Consider the following 16629-nt stretch of genomic DNA (forward strand, 5'->3'; position numbering starts at 1 on the left):
GGTTGAGGCTGCGCTCCTGGACCCCGCGCTCATGTCGTACTCAGCCAGCCGTGCTCACGTACAGACCGGCGCGTTCCAGGCAGTCCAGCAGGCTCGGCTTGCGGGCGTGCGCCTGGCACAACTGATGGATCCGTCCGCGGAACGCCTTGCGTTGGCCGTCGCGCTCGCCGAGTGCTTTCAGATCGGCCAGTAGTGCGACCGCGGCGTCGTATTCCTTGGGCTTCTTGGTCGCGATCAGCTCCGCCACCCGCTGCCACGCCTGTTCCGGGTCGGCGGCCAGTTCGTCAAGGCGCTGCTCGCTGGCGGCCGCGGCCGCCGCTTCCCGGCGTGCCTGTTCGGCCGCCTTGCGCTCCTGGGTCTGCCGCTCCCGTGCCGCCCAGCGACGCTGCGCGCCGGCCAGCAGCTCACCCACCGTGCGGCCGCCGCCTGCGGGCTCGATAGGCGCGCCGCCGCCGTACCGGCGCAGCAGCTCGGCACGGAGGTGCGCGCCGTCACCGCGGAGCAGCCGCACGATGACCTGGTCCTTGTCCGCCGCCGGCAGGTGCTTCACCCATTTGGTCAACGCCGCTGCGGAGGGCGCCTTCGTGGTCAGCGGCGCGCTGGTCTCCGCCGCCGTTTCGAGCAGGTCCTCGTCCAGGCGGAGGAAGTCGGCGAGGCTGCGCAGCGGACCTGACAGGTCGGCCAGGCCGGGTGGTACCGCCGGCTCCAGCGAGTCCTCGTCCAACTCCTGGTTCTGCACGCACAGCAGCCACGCCAGATACAGCAGGCGGGTGTCGCCGGCGGCCAGTTCCGCCCGGGCGGGGACGATCGACGCGAGGGCGGCCTCGTCCTCCCACCACTCCTCATCGCCGTCCTCGTCCTCACTGTGCAGGTCGAGGATCACATGCTCGCCCGTGCTCACCGAGGATGCGGAGTGACCCACGCAGTAGGTCGCCGCGAGCGCCGGGTCCAGCAGTGATGTCGGCAGTCGCAGCGCGATCCGGCGGGTGCCCCAGTTCGCCAGGTACAGGTGGGCGTCGAAGTAGCGTTTCATCCAGTCGCGGGGATCGGCCTTCAGGTCGCCCCACTGGTAGTCGTTGACGAAGCTCGACGCGCTGATCCGGCCACGGGTCGACACCGCACGCAGCTCGTTCTGCTCCGTTGCGGTCAGCGGCCGGTCGATCGCCACGAACTCGTAGTACTGGTACTCGCTCACGGGTCATCCGCCCCAGTGCCGGTACGCCTCGATCCACTCCGAACCGTCCGGCGGCGGATCGGGCAACGGGAGGTCCAGGATGGCGATCGCCTGCCGCTCCCGACCACGGTGGCAGATCGCCACGATCCGTTGGCCCCTCAGGTCCACCTTCCGGACCGTGACCTCGACGCCGAGGACCTGCGTGGCGAATGGCATGGCGAGGTTGTCTTCGATCATGGTGTACAGGCCGGTCAGCTGCTCATCTTCGTTGCAGCAGTCGACGGTCGCGTCTTCGACCAGCGCATCGAGTTCTTTCCGGCTCAGCGAACCCACCGCCGGAGGATAGCGGAGACCATCGGTAGCGGTGATGAAGAGCGTGCGACGATCCTGCCATGGGCGCCGACGTGACGGTGGAGAGCGAGCTTGCCCGGCTGCGCCGTGAACTGGAGCGTTTGCGGGCGGAGAACGTCCGCCTGTCGCGTCTGCTGGACCTGCGGGGTCAGGACACCGCTGCACCGCCGGAGCAGCTGTCCGCGGCCGTCGCACCGCCGGGCCTGGTCCATATGGCGTCGCCGGTGGCGGACAAACTGGCCCTGTACGCCGACCGGTTCCGGGCCCGGGCCGACGTGTACGCGGTGCGGTGGGAGAACAACCGAACCGGCACGAGCGGATGATGCCCGCGGTCGCTGGCGGCTGACGCAAGGGAGCCGATCGGAGAGCTGCCACGTATCTCCCGCTCACCGCCGAGGTCCTCTCGGCGCACCTGGTGGGTGACATCTTCATCGGGCTGTACCCCCTGCTCAGCGACAACTCATGCCACTTCGTCGTGGCGGACTTCGACGGCTCGGCCGCGATGCTCGACGCGCTCGCCTACACCAAAGCGGCTCGCGCCGGCGGGGTACCGGCGGCGCTCGAGATCTCCCAGTCCGGGCGTGGCGCACACGTGTGGGTGTTCTTCACCGAAGCGATCTCCGCAGCCACTGCCCGCTGCGTCGGCACCGCGCTGATCCACGAGGCCACGGTGCTGCGCGGCACGATGGACCTGCGGTCCTACGACCGGCTGTTCCCGAACCAGGACGTCCTGCCCGAGGGCGGCTTCGGCAACCTGATCGCCGCGCCGCTGCAGGGCCGGCGCCGCAGGGACGGGCTGACGGCGTTCCTCGACCTGGCGACGCTGGAGCCGCACTCGACACCAGGCAGAGCGCGGCGGTCGGCGCGTTGCTCGCGCATGACGACGGCCTCCTCGTCGCACCGCCAGGGTCGGGCAAGACAGTCATGGCCTGCGCGGTGATCGCCGAGCGGGGAACGGCGACCCTGGTGCTCGTCGACCGGAAGGCACTGGCCGAGCAGTGGCGCGCCCGGATCGAGCAGTTCCTGGGCTTCAAGCCAGGGCAGGTCGGTGGCGGCAGGCGCAAACTCAGCGGGGTGTGGACATCGCCATGCTGCCCTCCCTGGCCAGGCGTGACGACGTCGCCGAACTCACCAACGGCTACGGGCACGTCATCGTCGACGAATGCCACCATCTCGCGGCCGCCGCGTACGACCACTCGGTCAAAAGCATCGCCGCGCAGTTCTGGCTCGGCCTCACCGCCACCCCGGCGCGGCGTGACGGACTCGGTGAGCTCGTCCTCTGCAACTCGGACCCGTCCGGCACACGATCACGCATGACCCGCCCGGCAACGATCAAGGCACACTGCTGGACGCCTGGGAGGCCGACGCGGGACCACGGCGGCTGCTGTACCTGCGCGAGACCGCCTTCGAGTTCCGCTCCGGTGACGCCGAGCCGTCCGCTGCGATCGCCGAAGCGCACCGCGCCATCGCCGTCGACCAGGCACGCAACGCCCAACTCGTCGCCGATGTGACCGCCGCCCTGCAGCGCGGGCGCGACTGCCTGGTGCTCACCAGGCGAGTCGCACACGTGGAGGCGCTGAACTCCGCGTTCGCTTCGCGGGGCCGCCAGGCGTACGTACTGCAGGGTGGCATGTCGACCAGCGACCGGCGCGCCATCGTGAGCCAGCTCGCCGACGCCAAAGCCGGAGACGGCGTACTGGTCATCGGCACCACGCCGTTCATCGGTGAAGGCTTCGACGCGCCGGCCCTCGACACGCTGTTCCTGGCTGCGCCGGTCTCCTACGACGGGCTGCTCGTCCAGTGCGCCGGCCGGGTGATCCGTGCCGCGCCCGGCAAGGCCGTCGCTGAGGTCCATGACTACCACGACCGCGCCACGCCGATCCTCGCCGCCTCGCTCCAGCGCCGCATGCCCGGGTACCGCGCGCTCGGCTTCACCAGCGCCTGGGCATGTTGATGAAGCGACAGCGAGGGCATGTGCCGCGAGACCGCGCCTGCTGCTCGGCGACCGTGTCCGTCACCCGCCGTCGCGTTCGGCGACCGTGTCCGTCACCCGCCGTCGCGTTCGACGATCATGCGGGTGGGGCGCTGTCGGCGACGATCGCTCGTAGGTCGTCGCACGGGGCGGGGCGCGGTGGCACGCCGGTCCGTCCGGGTGTTGTGGGCGCGGGAAAAGTTGGCGGGCTCGGGGGTCAACAGGTGGGGGTGGGCGGGGACTCTGTGGGGTGGAGGCCTACCGAGGGAGACGAAGCGTGGTGACCCTGCAACCGTCCGAGGTGCACGTCGTGGGGTTTGAGGCGTTCGTCGCGGCTCGGGGGGTGGGGCTGGTGCGGTTCGCGGTGTTGCTGACCGGGGATGACCATCGGGCCGAGGATCTGGTGCAGGAGGCGCTGGCGAAGGCGTACCTGCGGTGGGAGGGGATCCGGCGGGTCGATGACCCTGAGGTGTACGTGCGGCGGTTGATCCTCAACGGGTCGCGGTCGTGGTGGCGGCGCAGGGCCAATCGGGAGGTGCCGGTCGAGCGGGCGCCCGAGGCGGTTGCGGCGGGTGACCTGAGCGGGGAGGCCGCGGACCGGGACGAGCTGTGGCGGCTGGTGGCGGCGCTGCCGTTCAAGCAGCGGGCGGTGGTGGTCCTGCGGTACTACGAGGACCTCGACGACGCGGCGATCGCGCGGGTGCTCGAGTGCTCGCAGACGACGGTCCGGACCCACGCCATGCGCGCGCTGCACCGGCTCCGCGCCCGCCTGAGCGAGCACGGCGCCGTGCACGAGAGCAAACACGAGAGCGGAAGCGAGGCGGAGGCATGAGCGGCATGGAAGACAAGCTGGTGCGGAGCCTTGCGGCGCGGGCCGGGGCAACGCAGGTCGAGGTCGGGGAGTTGGCCCGCCGGGCGGTGCGAAGGGCGGGCCGGATGCGGGCGCGCCGGCGGGCGGCGGGTGTGGCGGCCGCGGTGGTGCTGATCGTGGGGGCGGCGCTGGGCGTACAGGCGATGCTGCCGCAACGCAAGGACACGACGCTGCCCGTGGCGCTGGGGGTGCCGTCGGCACTGAGCCGGCCGGAGGGGATCGGTGGGGATCCGGCGCTGCTGCACCTGGACCTGGACCTGAAGGCGTTCGACGACGTAGGGGTGGTCGACTGGGTCTCCGGGGAGGACCGGGAGTCGGTGAGCGTGTACGGGCAGGACCACGAGCTGGTCGCCGCGGTGTACGTGGCGCCGACGGTGGTGGACCTGAAGCGGGGGCTCCGGCCGCTGAGCTCGGCGGCCGTCGACGTCACGGTCGGCGGGCGGCCGGGCCGGGCGGACACGTTCGACCCGGGGAACGGGCAGCGCTTCACCGACCTGCGGTGGGAGCCGGTCGACGGGATCTTCGTAGCGGTGTGGGCGCGGGACCTGGCGGCGGCGCAGCGGGTGTACGGCGCGGTGCGGCTGGACCGGGTGCAGCGGTGCGTGACGCCGATGCGGCTGTCGGAGCTGCCGGCCGGAGCGCGGTGGGTCGAGTGCCAGACGGCGATTGGGAAAGGGCGGGAGTGGGCCTGGTCGGGGCTGGTCGTCACGCAGGCGGACGCCGAGCGGGTGCGGCTGTGGGCGGCGGAGCCCGCGGCGGCGGACGGTGCGCGGTTCGCGCCGGACCGGGTCGTGGCCGGCAGGTCCGCGCAGTGGCTCACCGACGGGATGCGGGGGCTGTGGGTCCCGGAGTTCGGGCCGGTCAGCCTGTACGTGCTGGAGGCGACCGCGTTCCACGCCGACCTGCTCAGCGAGGATGAGGCGGCCTGGTACGTCGAGCATCTGCAGGTGTACGACGACCTGACCAACCCCGATGCGTGGCCGACGTCGGCGACCCGCTAGGCGACGAGGACGGCTCGTCAGGCGACGAGGACGGCGAGCGCCAGCAGGCAGTGCGCGGCGATGCCGAGCCGGACGCTGCCGAACCGGACGGTCACCGCCGTCAGGACGAGGTGCATGACGAGGATGTAGGGGAACAGGCCGGAGAGCGCGAACGGCAGGGCCGACAGCAGCCCCGACCCGAGGATCGCCGGCGTGCCCTGCAGCGGCGTCCGCGGCAGCAGGTACGCCCGGAAGAACAGCTCCTGCGGCGCGGCCACCACCAGGAGCAGCAGCGGCAGCACGGCCGGTCGGTGGTCCGTGCCGAGCAGCATGGCCAGCCCGAGCGCGATGGCGAACAGGCTCGGCAGCAGCAGCAGGTACAGCCGCGGAGGAAGCCTGCGGTGCAACGACAGCGTGCCGATCGTCATGGATGTGACGCTACGAACGGCGGGCGGCCGGATACAGCCCGCTGTCTACCGTGTCAGGGGTAGGGCCAGCCATACCTCTTCCCGAGAGCATGTCGGATCGGGCCTGGCCCGTTCGAGGTACCGGCGAGGACACCCGTTGATAGGAGTGGAACATGCGCTATCTCGTGCTGCTGAAGGGGACGACCCCCGGCACCCCGCCTCCGCCTGAGCTGATGGCCGCGATCATGCAACTCGGCGAGGACGCCACCGCCGCCGGGGCGCTGCTGGACACCGCGGGCCTCGCGCCCAGCGTCAACAGCGCCAGGGTCACGGTCACCGGCGGCGCGCTCGACGTGGTCGACGGGCCGTTTGCGGAGACGAAGGAGATGATCAGCTACGCGCTGTACCAGGTGCGGACGAAGGCCGAGGCGACGGAGTGGACCAGCCGGTTCATGAAGCTGCACCGCGACCTGTGGCCCGGCTGGGAGGGCGAGGCCGAGGTGCACCAGGTGTTCAGTCCAGCAGGCTGACGTCGAACACCGGGAACTCCTCGGGCGCCGGAGCCTCCACGGTGATCCGGGTCCCGGCGTGGTCGAACGACAGCCGCCATGCGTGCAGGTGCGTCCGCCCGGTGGCGGCCTTGTCGAACAGCGGGTCGCCGACGATCGGGTGGCCGATCCACGCGAGGTGCACCCGGATCTGGTGGCGCCGGCCCGTCAACGGGTCGGCGACCACCAGGGCGCGCTGCTCGTCCTGCCACGGCACGCGCAGCTCCGTCACAGACGGATAGGTCGGGACCTGGTCGAACACCGCCTCGGGCGGCACCGACCAGACGTCACCGGACAGCGTGATCGCCTCCCGGGGCGCCGCGATCCGCACCCGGTTCTTCCGCCCGACGCTCAGCGGCAGGTCGATCGTGCCGGTCGTGGGGAGCCCGCCGGGCGCCACGACCGCCAGGTACGACTTCCGGACGGTCCGCTTGTTGAACTGCCGCGTCAGCGCCCCGTGCCCGGCGAGGTCCTTGGCGAACAGGATCACGCCTGAGGTGACCTTGTCGATGCGGTGCGCCGGGAACAGCGTCTCGCCGGCCTCGGCGGCCATCCTGACCAGATCGGACTCGTGCCGCTCGCCCATCACGGACACCCCGGCCGGCTTGTCCAGCACCAGCACCGCGTCGTCCTCGAAGAGCACGCGCTTCCGGTAGTCCGTCCACATCGCCCTAACATACGGTGGTGGAGGAGTACCGCCGCGAGCTGGAGGTCCACTGCTACCGGATGCTGGGCTCGCTGCACGAGGCCGAGGACCTGGTGCAGGAGACGTATCTGAAGGCGTGGCGGGCCCGGGACACCTTCGACGGGCGCTCGTCGGAGCGCACGTGGCTCTACCGGATCGCCACCAACGCCTGCCTGGACGCGCTGAAGGGCCGCCCGCGGCGCGCGCTGCCGGTCGACCTCGCCCCCGGTGAGGCCGAGCACTGGCTGGAGCCCGTCCCCGACGCACTCCTGGAGCACAAGGGCCCGGAGGGTGCCCTGCTGGCGAAGGAGCGCGTGGAGCTGGCGTTCCTCGCCGCGCTGCAGCACCTCCCGCCGCGGCAGCGGGCCGTGCTCATCCTCCGCGACGTGCTCGACTGGTCGGCCGCGGAGACCGCGACGCTGCTGGAGATGACCGTCCCCGCGGTCAACAGCGCCCTGCAGCGGGCGAAGGCCCGCGTGCCCGCCCCCGCCGAGCCGGCCACCCCCGCCGATCACGAGGTCGCCCGCCGCTACGCCGAGGCGTTCCAGCGCGCCGACATCCCCGCCATGGTGCGCCTCCTGGCCGACGACGTCAGGGCCTCCATGCCGCCGTTGCGCATCTGGTACCAGGGAAGCCCGGCCGTCGAGCAGGCCCTGCGAGCCAGTCGCCCCGCCCTCGGCGAGATCCACATCCGCTGCACCACCGCCAACCACCGCCCCGCCGTCGTCGCCCACATCCGCCCGCCCGGCGAGCCCGCCTGGCAACCCTTCGGCGTCTCCGTCCTGCACGTGTCCGACGGGCGCATCACGGAGATGATCGCCTTCCACGACCCGGCCATCGTCGCCCTCTTCGACCGGTGGTAGAGACGGGCCGGTGGTAGGGGCTGCACCACCGTGGATCGGCGGGCTGGCACCGGTGTCGAAAAAGCGTGCTGCGGGCACGGTTGAGGTATGCAGTGGGCCTACGTTGTGATCTTCGTGTTGCTGGTGGGGGACTGTCTCCTGCCGTTCCTGCCGGCGGAGACGAGCGTCATCGCGGGGGGTGCGCTGGCGGCGGGTGGGCAGCTCAGGCTGCCGGTGGTGCTGGTCGCGACGGTGGCGGCGGTCGCGGCCGGGGACCTGCTGACCCATGAGGCGGCGCGGCGGGGCGGGCGCCGGCTGTTCGGCAGGTGGACGGGCAAGGGCCGGCCGCGGCGGGTCCTCACCAAGGTGAGCGGGGCGTTGCAACGGCGCGGCGGCGCGATCGTGGCGACGGGCCGGTTCGTGCCGATGGGGCGCACCGCGGTGGCGCTCGCGACCGGTTACGCGCGGTTCCCGCGTCGCAGGTTCGTGCCCGCGCTGCTGGTCGGTGCGGTGCTGTGGAGCTGCTACATGGTGTCGCTCGGATACCTCGGCGGAAGGGTGTTCGACCAGCCGTACACGGCGGCCGGGGTCGGCAGCGTGGTGTCCATCGCAGTGACGGCGGTGTTTGCCATCCGGCAAGCGAGGGCACCAAAGAAGCAGCACGAGGGACCGAACGGAAGGATCAGCGATGAGCTTCACGGACAAGGTCGAGCACAAGGCTGAAGAGCTCAAGGGCGCCGCCAAGGAGAAGTTCGGCGACGCGACGGACAACGAGCGGCTGCAGGCCGAAGGCGCCGCCGAGCGGGCCGCCGCCAAGGCGAAGCAGGCCGGCGACCATGTCAAGGACGCCGGCGAGGACGTCAAGGACGCGTTCACGCACCGGACGAGCTGAACCTGCCACATCTCGGGGCCGCCCCGCACCACCGGGGGTGGCCCCGAAGGCTGTTCAGGACGAGGAAGCGGACAGTCCCGTGCAGATCAGCATGACCAGCCCGACGATCAGGTCGTTCGCGGTGGGGCCGCTCCACCCGTACTGCAGCACGAGCGGCGCCAGCAGCAGCCATCCGGCGAGTCCACCGGTGACCCAGGTGAGCGCGGGTGTGGGGCGCAGCAGCCGGACCATGGTGACGATCGCGACGGCGATCCCGACGACGGCGTCGCTCCAGAAGACGTCGTAGCGGGCGGCGCCGATGTAGCCGATCGGCACCGCGGACACCACCAGCCAGACGGCGGCCAGGAACACCACGGCGAGGAACGGGGCCGGCGACGACTCCCGGCGCTCCTCGCGCTCCTGGAAGTCGGCGGTGGCCCGGACGTGCGCGGGGGTCGTGAAGTCCTGGTCGGAGATGAAGCTGGTCATCGCCTGAGACTCGTCGGGCCCAGGATGACCCGGGATCACCTCGCCGGAGTGCTCTCGTTCCAGGAGCGGTCCAGCGCCGTCACGCAGTAGCTGGCGGCGGCGTCCGGCACGGTCAGCGAGCCGTCCCCGCCGCGGCGCACCGCCAGCAGCTTCGCCGAGGAGCCCCGCACCTGGTACACGGCCGAGTTGACGCCCTTGCCCTTCCAGGTGAGCGTGGTGCCGGACATCGAGACGGACGGCGGCGCGGGCACGTCGGCGGGCAGCTGCGCCATGACCGGCGGCAGCGCCGGCGTGGAGTAGAAGCTGGCGGCGTAGCGGGAGACCGATCCGAGGGTGTCGCTGCGCATGCTCTTGGCGCTGAAGTGGACGCTGCCGGTGACCTGCGGATACTTCCGGTTCAGGGCGAGCTGGCGGTCGAGCTCGCCGGGGTCGGACCAGGCACCGGACTGCCCGACGCGGTAGTCGGCCTGGCCGATCCACAGCTGCACGTCGGTGTCCTTGACGACGGCGGCCCACCAGGGCAGCAGCTTCGCGTAGTCCGCGACGTCGAACCCGATGTTCCAGTACAGCTGCGGGACGATGTAGTCGAGCCACTCCCGCTGCACCCACAGCCGCGTGTCGGCGTAGATCTCGTCGTAGGACTGCAGCCCGCGGGTCGGGGAGCCGGCCGGGTCGGTCCGGTCGTTGCGCCAGATGCCGAACGGGCTGATGCCGAACTTCACCCACGGCTTCAGCTTGCGGATCTTGTCGTGCATCTCCTGGACGAGCTTGTTGACGTTGTCGCGCCGCCAGTCCGCGCGGCTGAGGCCGTTGCCGTACTGCGCGTAGGCGGCGGCGTCCGGGTAGTCCTGCTTGCCGACCGGGTACTGGTAGAAGAAGTCGTCGAAGTGGACCCCGTCGACGTCGTACTTCTTGACGGCCTCCAGCATCGAGTCCTCGACGAACTCGCGGGCGGCCGGGATGCCCGGGTTGAAGTGCAGGCGGCTGCCGGTGGTGCCGGCCGCCGGGTAGACGACCGCCCACTCCGGATGCTTGCGCAGCGGGTGGTCGGGCGCGAGCGCGTTGATGTCGGAGCCGGCGCCGCCCGGGGCCGGCTGGCTGCCCCGGTACGGGTTGAACCAGGCGTGGAACTCCAGTCCGCGGGCGTGCGTCTCGTCGATCATCCAGCGCATCAGGTCGAAGCCGGGCGCCTTCCCCCGTACCCCCGTGATCCACTCCGACCAGGGGGCGTAGGCGGACGGCCACAGCGCGTCGCCGCTGGGTCGTACATGGACGAACACCGCATTCAGGTTGCGCTTGCCGGCGAGGTCGAGCCAGCCCAGGTACTCCGACTTGATCTGCTCGTCGGGCAGCCCCGGCCGGCTCGGCCAGTCGATGTTCTCGACCGTGGTGATCCAGATGCCGCGCAGCTCCCGCGGCGCGTTCAGCGGCACCCCGTCGCACCGCAGGTCGGTGCCGGAGCCGGTGCGGGGCCTGGACCGGTCGGCGCGGTCACCGCCGCGGCCGTCGGGCGAGGCGCTGGAGGACGTCGAGCTCACCCACACGGCCCTGACGGCGCCCACCCCGGCGACCACCGCCAGGACGATGCCGATCACGACCGGCAGCACAGGGGGGCGGCGGGGGAGGCTGTGACGCACGTCGACCAGTCTGCCGGGTGCCGAAGCCCCCATTGCAAGCGATTCAGGAACTTCTGGACGAAGAGGGGAGGGACTGCTCCTCCAGTTCCGCCATGAGCCGCGCGGTCGCCTGCTCGACCGCGGCGTCGACGAGCCGGCGCTCCGCGACGATCGTGTCGAGGCCGTCGCCGGCCACCTCCTGCGCCGCGCCGGCGACCTTGAGCTGCTGCTCGTGGCGTTTCGTGGCGGTCAGCTCGCGGCGGCGGGCGTCGCGGGCCTCGGTCCGCTCGTACGCGTTGCCGTGCGAGACCAGCTTGAGCCACACCGCCGCGCAGTCCAGGCAGACCAGCAGCGCCGCGACGCCGAGGTAGAAGAACCCGAACCCCCAGAAGTCGCTCTTGACCAGGTGCCACATCGCGGTGGTCCGGGCGCCGAAGCCCGCGCCGGCCTCCACGGACCGCCGGTTGTCGGTGCGCTGCTCGGTGATCTGCTCGTTGAGCGCGGCGACCTGCTTCGCCCGGTCGAGGCGGGCGCTCTCCTGGGTCTTCTGCAGCGCGGCCGCCTCGTCGTCCAGGCGGGTCGCCTCGGCGGTCAGCGCCCTGGACTGCCGCACGAGCGTGTCGCAGAACCCGCCGGGCGGGCAGCCGGCCCGCTGGGTGACGCCGTCGGCGCGGGAGTCGGCGAGGGCACGGTCGTACACCTCGGCGGCCTCGGCCCGCTTCGTCGCGGCGAGCTGGTGCAGGTCGGCCACGGCCTTGTCGTCGGCGGCGTCCTGCCGGCGCAGCGCGTCGACCTGCCCGGCGAACGTGGCGATCGCGCCCGACTGCTCCAGCTGGATCAGCTGGCGGTTGTGCACGGTGCCGAGGTACGCGTCGATCTCGCCCTTGTACCTGGCGAGCATGAGCGGCTCGGTGATGACGACGGCGAACAGCAGGGCGAGCAGCAGCCGGCCCGCGTACAGGCCGAACGTGCCGCGCCGCAGCAGGTGCTTCGGGTCGGGGGAGTCGAGGTTGTCGTAGCTGACCGCGACCCGCCCGACGACGGCCCGGTCGTAGGCGATCACGGCGGCCGCGACCGGCGGGCCGACCAGCCACTGCCACCACGGGTGCGTGTAGTTCGCGGTGGCGTCGACGAAGGTCGCGGCGCCGACGATCGCGTACAGGCCGTACAGCAGGATGAACACCGCGATCGAGCGGTACAGCGCGCGGTCGGTGTGGGTCCGCACGCTGGCGGGGTTCACGTTGGCGACCCGGAGGAGCAGCGAACGGTCGGCCATGCGCCTGACGGTACGCGAACATTAGTCGCGTTTAAGGGGCATTTCCTGATTCAGCTCTTTCACCAGGATCCGGCACAACTCCGGTTCGCGCACCTCCCGCTCGTCCTTGAACACCACGTAGTGCGTGTCGACGAGCCCGTGCGGCCACTCGGCGAACCCGAGCCGCAGATACAGCCGCTCGGCGTCGGCGTTGTCCAGCCCGATGCCCAGCGCCAGCTGCGCGTGCCCCCGCTCGCGCACGACCTGCTCGGCGGCGCGCACCAGCGCGGTCCCGATCCGCCGGTTGCGCAGCCGCTCGACGACCCGCAGCCGGTTGAGCAGCGGCACGCCCGGCAGGTGCTTGCGCAGCTCGGCCTCTTCGGCGTCCTCGAACCACACGTAGACGCAGCCCACGACCTCGCCGTGCAGCCACGCCACCAGGAGGACGCCGTTGTCCTCTGCCTGTCGTGCCATTCGCTCGGCGAAGAACGAGGCATCGCCGAACGCGGCGACCACGAGGTCGAGCTCACGCCCGATCGCGGGCCTGACCTCCAGATGGTCCGACAGCACGCAGTAATACTGCCCTGTGTTTCCGGGTCGATCCGCGGATTCTGCCCTGTCTGACGTCAACTTGAACTTCAGTCCTGACTGAAGCGCGAATCGACTGAGGATTGCCGACGACGTATTTGCTGTGGTGAAATCCGTCAGGAATGTTCATCCACATTCTGAAGTCCAGAACGTAAGGATGCTGATGGCGGCGCCGACATCGAACGCGAAAGCTCGCCTCGCGGCGCGGCTGAAGTCGCTGCGGACCGACGTCGGCGGCGCGGGGATCACGCAGGGTCAGCTCGCCAAGGCCCTCGGCGTCAGCCCGCCGCTCATCTCCTCATGGGAGTCGCCGGGCAAGCCCGACCTGCCGCCGACCGCCCGCATCAACGCCTATGCGCGGCTGTTCTGCACCCCGCGCTCCTTCGCCGCCGGCCGCGCGAAGCTCATCGGCGAGGACGACCTGGACCGCGACGAGCAGGCCCGCCGCCGCGAGCTGGAGGAGGAGCTGCTCGCCCTCCGCGACGCCGCCAACGGCACCAGCGGCGGCGCCCGCCCGGTCCGGCCCGCCGACGAGGAGCTCCGCCGCCTGCACAGCGGACCCCTGTTCTTCGCCGACGGCCGCCCCATCACCATCGCCTGCGCCCGGCTCCCACCCGAGTTCCGGCGCAACATGCCCTACGTCGACCCCGCCGAACCCGACTACACCGAGTCCTACACGTACGCCGACCTCGACACCCTCCTCGAGCTGCACGGCCACCTCCGCGCCGCCAACCCGTTGAGCCAGGTCCGGGTCCGCGCCGACGACGCGCTTTCGGCCGACGACCTCACCACCCACCTCGTCGTGCTCGGCGGCGTCGACTGGAACTTCCTCACCCGCACCCTGCTCACCCGCCTCGACGTCCCCGTCACCCAGCACGACCGGCTGGGCGACGACGAGACCGGCGCCGCGTTCCAGGTCTCTGCCGGCGACGACACCCACGTCTTCGCGCCCACCCTCGTCGACGGCCAGCTCGTCGAGGACGTCGCCCACTTCTATCGCGCGCCCAACCCGTACAACCGGCTCCGCACCGTCACGATCTTCAACGGCATGTTCGCCCGCGGCACCTACGGCGCCGTGCGCTCGCTGACCGATGCAAGGTTCCGCGACCGCAACGGCGGATACCTCGCCACCCGGTTCGCTCAGCGGGACACCTTCAGCATCCTGACGACGGTCCAGATTGTCAGGGGCGAGGTCTTGACCCCGGACTGGACGGCTCCTGAGAGCCGGCTCCACGAATGGCCGCCAGAAGGTAGATAAATCCGGTCATGAACGGTGCTCTGCCGTCAGAGATGCTTTTCCATCACCCGGCATTGCTCGGGGACCCGGACTTCGCGACCGTCGACGGTCGCGATATAGAATGTGTCAAGCAGGCCATAGGGCCATTCGGTGTATCCAAGACGACGATAGAAACGCTCCGCGTCGATGTTGTCGAGGTCGAGGCCCAGCGCCATACGGGCGCATCCTCGGTCGCGAGCGACGTTTTCCGCGGTTTGCATCAAGCGGCGCCCGATACCCTGCCTGCGCAGGTGCTCAACCACCAGGAGACGGTGCAGGACAGGCGTGCCCGGCCGGCGCTCGCGAAGCTCCGCCTCGTCCGCCTCTTCGAACGAGATGTAGACGCAGCCCACGGCCTCTGCTTCGCGCCACGCCGCGAGCAGGACTCCGCTGCCGCCGGCGAGCTGCCGCCGGCGATCTGCGACGAACGAAGCACCGCCCAGCGCTGCGACCACTCGATCCGTGTCGGTGTCCGTCGCTTGCGTCATCCGCACCTGATCAATCGGCATCCCACAATGATGCCTGCATGCGAGGTGGGTGTCTGCCCCACCGAGGGATGGGTTCCGCTGGATGGCATCCGAGCGCTAAGGTATTCGTAGGTTCTGATCAGGCGGAGGCGCTCATTCACCAGGAAATGGTGCCCGAGGAAAATGCCAGGGCTGAAGCGCGGCATCAATGCTCTCCCCGTCCACCGCTCCGCAGATCGGTGCGGGTTGGTGCCCCGTCGGCCTGGCGATGTGTGATCTGTGGGCACGAATACGCGACCTCACCCGACGGCGGTTCTCTGGAATCTCGGGTGATTCCGGGCGAGAAGGACTGGGCCGGGCCTGTCGTGCGGCAGTTCGCTGATGCCGGCCTTCATGTCGTTGATCGATGGGTCGCGCTGGCGGGCACCGCGTCCTGGACGGAGCACGACGCGGCGGAAGAAGGTTCGGTACTCCGCCGTTCGGCTGAGCTGTGCGCTGCGCGTGATGACGCGGCGACCGGAGATGCCGACCTGTTGCTGCTGACCCAATGGCTCGTCCATGCGCCGGCGAGGTCGACGATTGTTGCGATGTTCTCCGCGGAGCGAGGACTGCGGAACCTCGATCGTCTTCAGGTTGAGGACGGCGCGGTGACCTACGCGGATCTGCATCTCGGTCCGGCCGTCGACATCGCGGTTGATCTTGCTGGTGTCCTGGCCGGCGGCGTAACCGGAAATCTCGCGTACGACCTGTTGAAGCATGCGGTCGTGAGCTTTCGCGGACGGAGGTCGGCACCGGGGCGGTCGGATGCGACGGCCGACACGCCCCTGGCGCGGGCTGAGGCGCTGGCGGCGGCGCTCGGTGCCGTCACCGATGCATGGCCCGAGCACGCACCACACGTGGATCGGTTCGCCGTCCGGCAGGAGCAGCGCACCGCGACGGGCATGTGGCGGTTCGTGCTGGTCAGGTCGCGCGACATCTTCACCGTCCATGTCCCACCTGGTGAGCCGTCCTTCGACCGTATTGAGGTGCATCGGCGAGCCGGCTAGCCGGGGCATCAGACGCGGGCACGTGTTTCCAGTGTCTCGAGCCACGGCCCGGCATGCTTCCCGAGTGCCTGCACTGGGCGTTCCAGCATTGTCTGCCAGGTCTCATGGTCGCGGATCAGCTGGGTGGTATAGCCGGCCAACTGCGCCGGCAGTTCCGGAGCATGGCAGGCTGCTGCTTCCGCGACGCAACGCGCGGCAGCGGCGTGACGCCCTGCCTGCAGCTGGACCGCGAGCTGGACGAGCAAGGTCATCCGATCGCATACCACGTGCCGCCAGAAGTCGATCTGCGTCTGGATGTGCAGCCGCTCGCTGTCCAGTTCCGCCTCCATGAGGCCAGTCGCCAGAAGCTCGCCGAACTCCTGGCGTGCCGCCAGCGACGGCGAGGCGAAGGTATCCGCCCGTCGAGCGCGCTGGTGCAGGGTTGTGCCCACGGGAGTGACGCCGGCGCCGCCGAGTGTTGCCGAGGTCATGGCGAACAGCAGGTCTTCGTTGTACAGGGCGGGGAAGAACGAAACGGCTGACCGGCAGTCGATTGCCATCGCTCCGGCGCCGATCAGCGAAATGGTCGGCATGCCGGCGGTCGCGCAGGCGTGACCGACAACGGACCGGTCGTGCGCGTCCACGAATGCCCATGCCGCGATCTGTGACGCGGTCCCACTGCCTCGCCCGGCGAGCGCCTGCCGCGTGGCGTCGAGGTGGTCGCTGCCGAGCGGGTCGATGTCATCGTCCATGAAGAGCACGTGCCGCCACCCAGCGGCTCTCGCCAGGAGCATCCCTGCGTTCCGTTTCGCCGGAGTGTCCCGATGGCGATCCGCGGACTCATGATTCGACGTGGACAATGCCGCGGTCGGGTCCCACGCTTCGGGCAACGTCAGCCGCGCCGCACTGCCCGAGTCGAGCGCCGCACGGAACGCGACGCTGTCCGCCGGCGGCGCGGCCACGCCGTCCGGCGAGTCCAATACGACCAGTGGAGCCCCTGCGGCAGATGCGGTGCGGATCGCGTTGTCCACAGGCGTGGCCGGGTCGCGGCGCGGCACGATGACGGCGTCGATCTTCGGTGCCGCCACTGCCGGAGGCCTGCGTGCCGGGGCCGGGGAGGCTACGAGAACGTCGCGGATCGCCGGGCGGGGCGCTCGCGGCGCCGGCCCTCTGGTCATGATGTGGAGGCTCGCAGCGGAGTTGTTTGCGGCC

At 70.7% G+C, this 16629-nt stretch carries 22 protein-coding genes and 1 pseudogene; 13 read left to right on the forward strand and 10 right to left on the reverse strand.

Annotated features, from left to right (window positions below):
• Positions 1-40: 40 nt before the first annotated feature.
• Both ABD332_RS09490 and ABD332_RS09495 read right to left on the reverse strand, forming a co-directional pair.
• On the reverse strand, positions 41-1195 hold the full coding sequence (locus tag ABD332_RS09490) for a hypothetical protein (RefSeq protein ID WP_344501416.1): 1155 nt from the start codon (positions 1193-1195) through the stop codon (positions 41-43).
• Between the two features lie 3 nt (positions 1196-1198).
• Entirely contained in the window at positions 1199-1507 is a 309-nt protein-coding gene (locus tag ABD332_RS09495) for a hypothetical protein (protein ID WP_344501417.1), read from the reverse strand.
• Between the two features lie 59 nt (positions 1508-1566).
• Between ABD332_RS09495 and ABD332_RS09500 the strand changes: the two genes are divergently transcribed.
• The 7 genes and pseudogenes from ABD332_RS09500 to ABD332_RS09525 all read left to right on the forward strand — a co-directional run bounded on the left by ABD332_RS09500 (position 1567) and on the right by ABD332_RS09525 (position 5369).
• Positions 1567-1848 (forward strand): hypothetical protein, encoded by a 282-nt coding sequence (locus tag ABD332_RS09500; RefSeq protein WP_344501418.1) that lies wholly within the window; start codon positions 1567-1569, stop codon positions 1846-1848.
• Positions 1849-1940: 92 nt separating this feature from the next.
• Positions 1941-2465 carry a TOTE conflict system archaeo-eukaryotic primase domain-containing protein gene (locus ABD332_RS09505; protein ID WP_425552156.1) on the forward strand — a complete coding sequence of 175 codons (525 nt, stop codon included), beginning with the start codon at positions 1941-1943 and terminating at the stop codon, positions 2463-2465.
• A pseudogene (locus tag ABD332_RS60030) lies at positions 2432-2512 on the forward strand (hypothetical protein); the annotation flags it as partial. The gene ABD332_RS09505 and the pseudogene ABD332_RS60030, both read left to right, overlap by 34 nt.
• 101 nt (positions 2513-2613) lie before the next feature.
• Positions 2614-3036 (forward strand): DEAD/DEAH box helicase, encoded by a 423-nt coding sequence (locus tag ABD332_RS09510; RefSeq protein WP_344501465.1) that lies wholly within the window; start codon positions 2614-2616, stop codon positions 3034-3036.
• Positions 3033-3479, forward strand: a complete 447-nt coding sequence (locus ABD332_RS09515) for a DEAD/DEAH box helicase (RefSeq protein ID WP_344501419.1) — start codon at positions 3033-3035, stop codon at positions 3477-3479. The genes ABD332_RS09510 and ABD332_RS09515 overlap by 4 nt, the downstream gene beginning before the upstream one ends.
• Before the next feature lie 328 nt (positions 3480-3807).
• Entirely contained in the window at positions 3808-4329 is a 522-nt protein-coding gene (locus tag ABD332_RS09520) for a SigE family RNA polymerase sigma factor (RefSeq protein WP_344501466.1), read from the forward strand.
• Complete coding sequence (locus tag ABD332_RS09525) at positions 4326-5369, forward strand: hypothetical protein (protein ID WP_344501420.1); 1044 nt, start codon at positions 4326-4328, stop codon at positions 5367-5369. Before ABD332_RS09520 ends, ABD332_RS09525 begins: the two co-directional genes overlap by 4 nt.
• A 17-nt stretch (positions 5370-5386) precedes the next feature.
• Here the strand turns inward: ABD332_RS09525 and ABD332_RS09530 are convergent, their stop codons facing one another.
• Complete coding sequence (locus ABD332_RS09530) at positions 5387-5776, reverse strand: CPBP family glutamic-type intramembrane protease (RefSeq protein WP_344501421.1); 390 nt, start codon at positions 5774-5776, stop codon at positions 5387-5389.
• A 152-nt stretch (positions 5777-5928) separates the two neighbouring features.
• On the opposite strand from ABD332_RS09530, the gene ABD332_RS09535 reads away from it, so the two are divergent.
• Positions 5929-6285, forward strand: coding sequence for a YciI family protein (locus ABD332_RS09535; protein ID WP_344501422.1), 357 nt, complete (start codon positions 5929-5931; stop codon positions 6283-6285).
• On the opposite strand, the gene ABD332_RS09540 is transcribed toward ABD332_RS09535, so the two are convergent.
• Positions 6269-6970 (reverse strand): RluA family pseudouridine synthase, encoded by a 702-nt coding sequence (locus ABD332_RS09540; protein WP_344501423.1) that lies wholly within the window; start codon positions 6968-6970, stop codon positions 6269-6271. The genes ABD332_RS09535 and ABD332_RS09540 overlap by 17 nt on opposite strands.
• 17 nt (positions 6971-6987) lie before the next feature.
• Between ABD332_RS09540 and ABD332_RS09545 the strand changes: the two genes are divergently transcribed.
• From ABD332_RS09545 to ABD332_RS09555, 3 genes are all read left to right on the forward strand, one after another.
• Complete coding sequence (locus tag ABD332_RS09545) at positions 6988-7851, forward strand: RNA polymerase subunit sigma-70 (protein WP_344501424.1); 864 nt, start codon at positions 6988-6990, stop codon at positions 7849-7851.
• An 87-nt stretch (positions 7852-7938) separates the two neighbouring features.
• On the forward strand, positions 7939-8553 hold the full coding sequence (locus ABD332_RS09550; protein WP_344501425.1) for a DedA family protein: 615 nt from the start codon (positions 7939-7941) through the stop codon (positions 8551-8553).
• Positions 8519-8722: a CsbD family protein gene (locus ABD332_RS09555; protein WP_344501426.1), complete on the forward strand. Its 204-nt coding sequence runs from the start codon at positions 8519-8521 to the stop codon at positions 8720-8722. The genes ABD332_RS09550 and ABD332_RS09555 overlap by 35 nt, the downstream gene beginning before the upstream one ends.
• 54 nt (positions 8723-8776) lie before the next feature.
• Here ABD332_RS09555 and ABD332_RS09560 read toward each other — a convergent pair whose 3' ends face one another.
• Genes ABD332_RS09560 through ABD332_RS09575 form a run of 4 tightly spaced genes read right to left on the reverse strand, consistent with a single transcriptional unit; the run spans position 8777 to position 12631 of the window.
• Positions 8777-9190, reverse strand: a complete 414-nt coding sequence (locus tag ABD332_RS09560) for an SPW repeat domain-containing protein (protein WP_344501427.1) — start codon at positions 9188-9190, stop codon at positions 8777-8779.
• 35 nt (positions 9191-9225) lie between these two features.
• Complete coding sequence (locus tag ABD332_RS09565; RefSeq protein ID WP_344501428.1) at positions 9226-10827, reverse strand: glycoside hydrolase family 10-like protein; 1602 nt, start codon at positions 10825-10827, stop codon at positions 9226-9228.
• A gap of 43 nt (positions 10828-10870) precedes the next feature.
• Positions 10871-12082, reverse strand: coding sequence for a DUF4407 domain-containing protein (locus ABD332_RS09570; RefSeq protein ID WP_344501429.1), 1212 nt, complete (start codon positions 12080-12082; stop codon positions 10871-10873).
• A gap of 21 nt (positions 12083-12103) precedes the next feature.
• Positions 12104-12631: a GNAT family N-acetyltransferase gene (locus ABD332_RS09575; RefSeq protein ID WP_344501430.1), complete on the reverse strand. Its 528-nt coding sequence runs from the start codon at positions 12629-12631 to the stop codon at positions 12104-12106.
• Positions 12632-12812: 181 nt separating this feature from the next.
• On the opposite strand from ABD332_RS09575, the gene ABD332_RS09580 reads away from it, so the two are divergent.
• The gene (locus ABD332_RS09580) at positions 12813-13907 is read left to right on the forward strand and encodes a helix-turn-helix domain-containing protein (protein WP_344501431.1); all 1095 of its coding nucleotides are present in this window, start codon (positions 12813-12815) and stop codon (positions 13905-13907) included.
• Positions 13908-13933: 26 nt separating this feature from the next.
• On the opposite strand, the gene ABD332_RS09585 is transcribed toward ABD332_RS09580, so the two are convergent.
• Complete coding sequence (locus ABD332_RS09585) at positions 13934-14434, reverse strand: GNAT family N-acetyltransferase (protein ID WP_344501432.1); 501 nt, start codon at positions 14432-14434, stop codon at positions 13934-13936.
• 287 nt (positions 14435-14721) lie between these two features.
• Between ABD332_RS09585 and ABD332_RS09590 the strand changes: the two genes are divergently transcribed.
• The gene (locus ABD332_RS09590) at positions 14722-15438 is read left to right on the forward strand and encodes a hypothetical protein (RefSeq protein ID WP_344501433.1); all 717 of its coding nucleotides are present in this window, start codon (positions 14722-14724) and stop codon (positions 15436-15438) included.
• 8 nt (positions 15439-15446) lie between these two features.
• Here the strand turns inward: ABD332_RS09590 and ABD332_RS09595 are convergent, their stop codons facing one another.
• A complete protein-coding gene (locus tag ABD332_RS09595; protein WP_344501434.1) occupies positions 15447-16505 on the reverse strand; it encodes a hypothetical protein in 1059 nt (352 codons plus the stop codon).
• Between the last annotated feature and the right edge of the window lie 124 nt (positions 16506-16629).

The sequence above is a fragment of the Dactylosporangium maewongense genome (genome assembly GCF_039531485.1).
In the GTDB taxonomy this organism is placed as follows: Bacteria; Actinomycetota; Actinomycetes; order Mycobacteriales; family Micromonosporaceae; genus Dactylosporangium; species Dactylosporangium maewongense.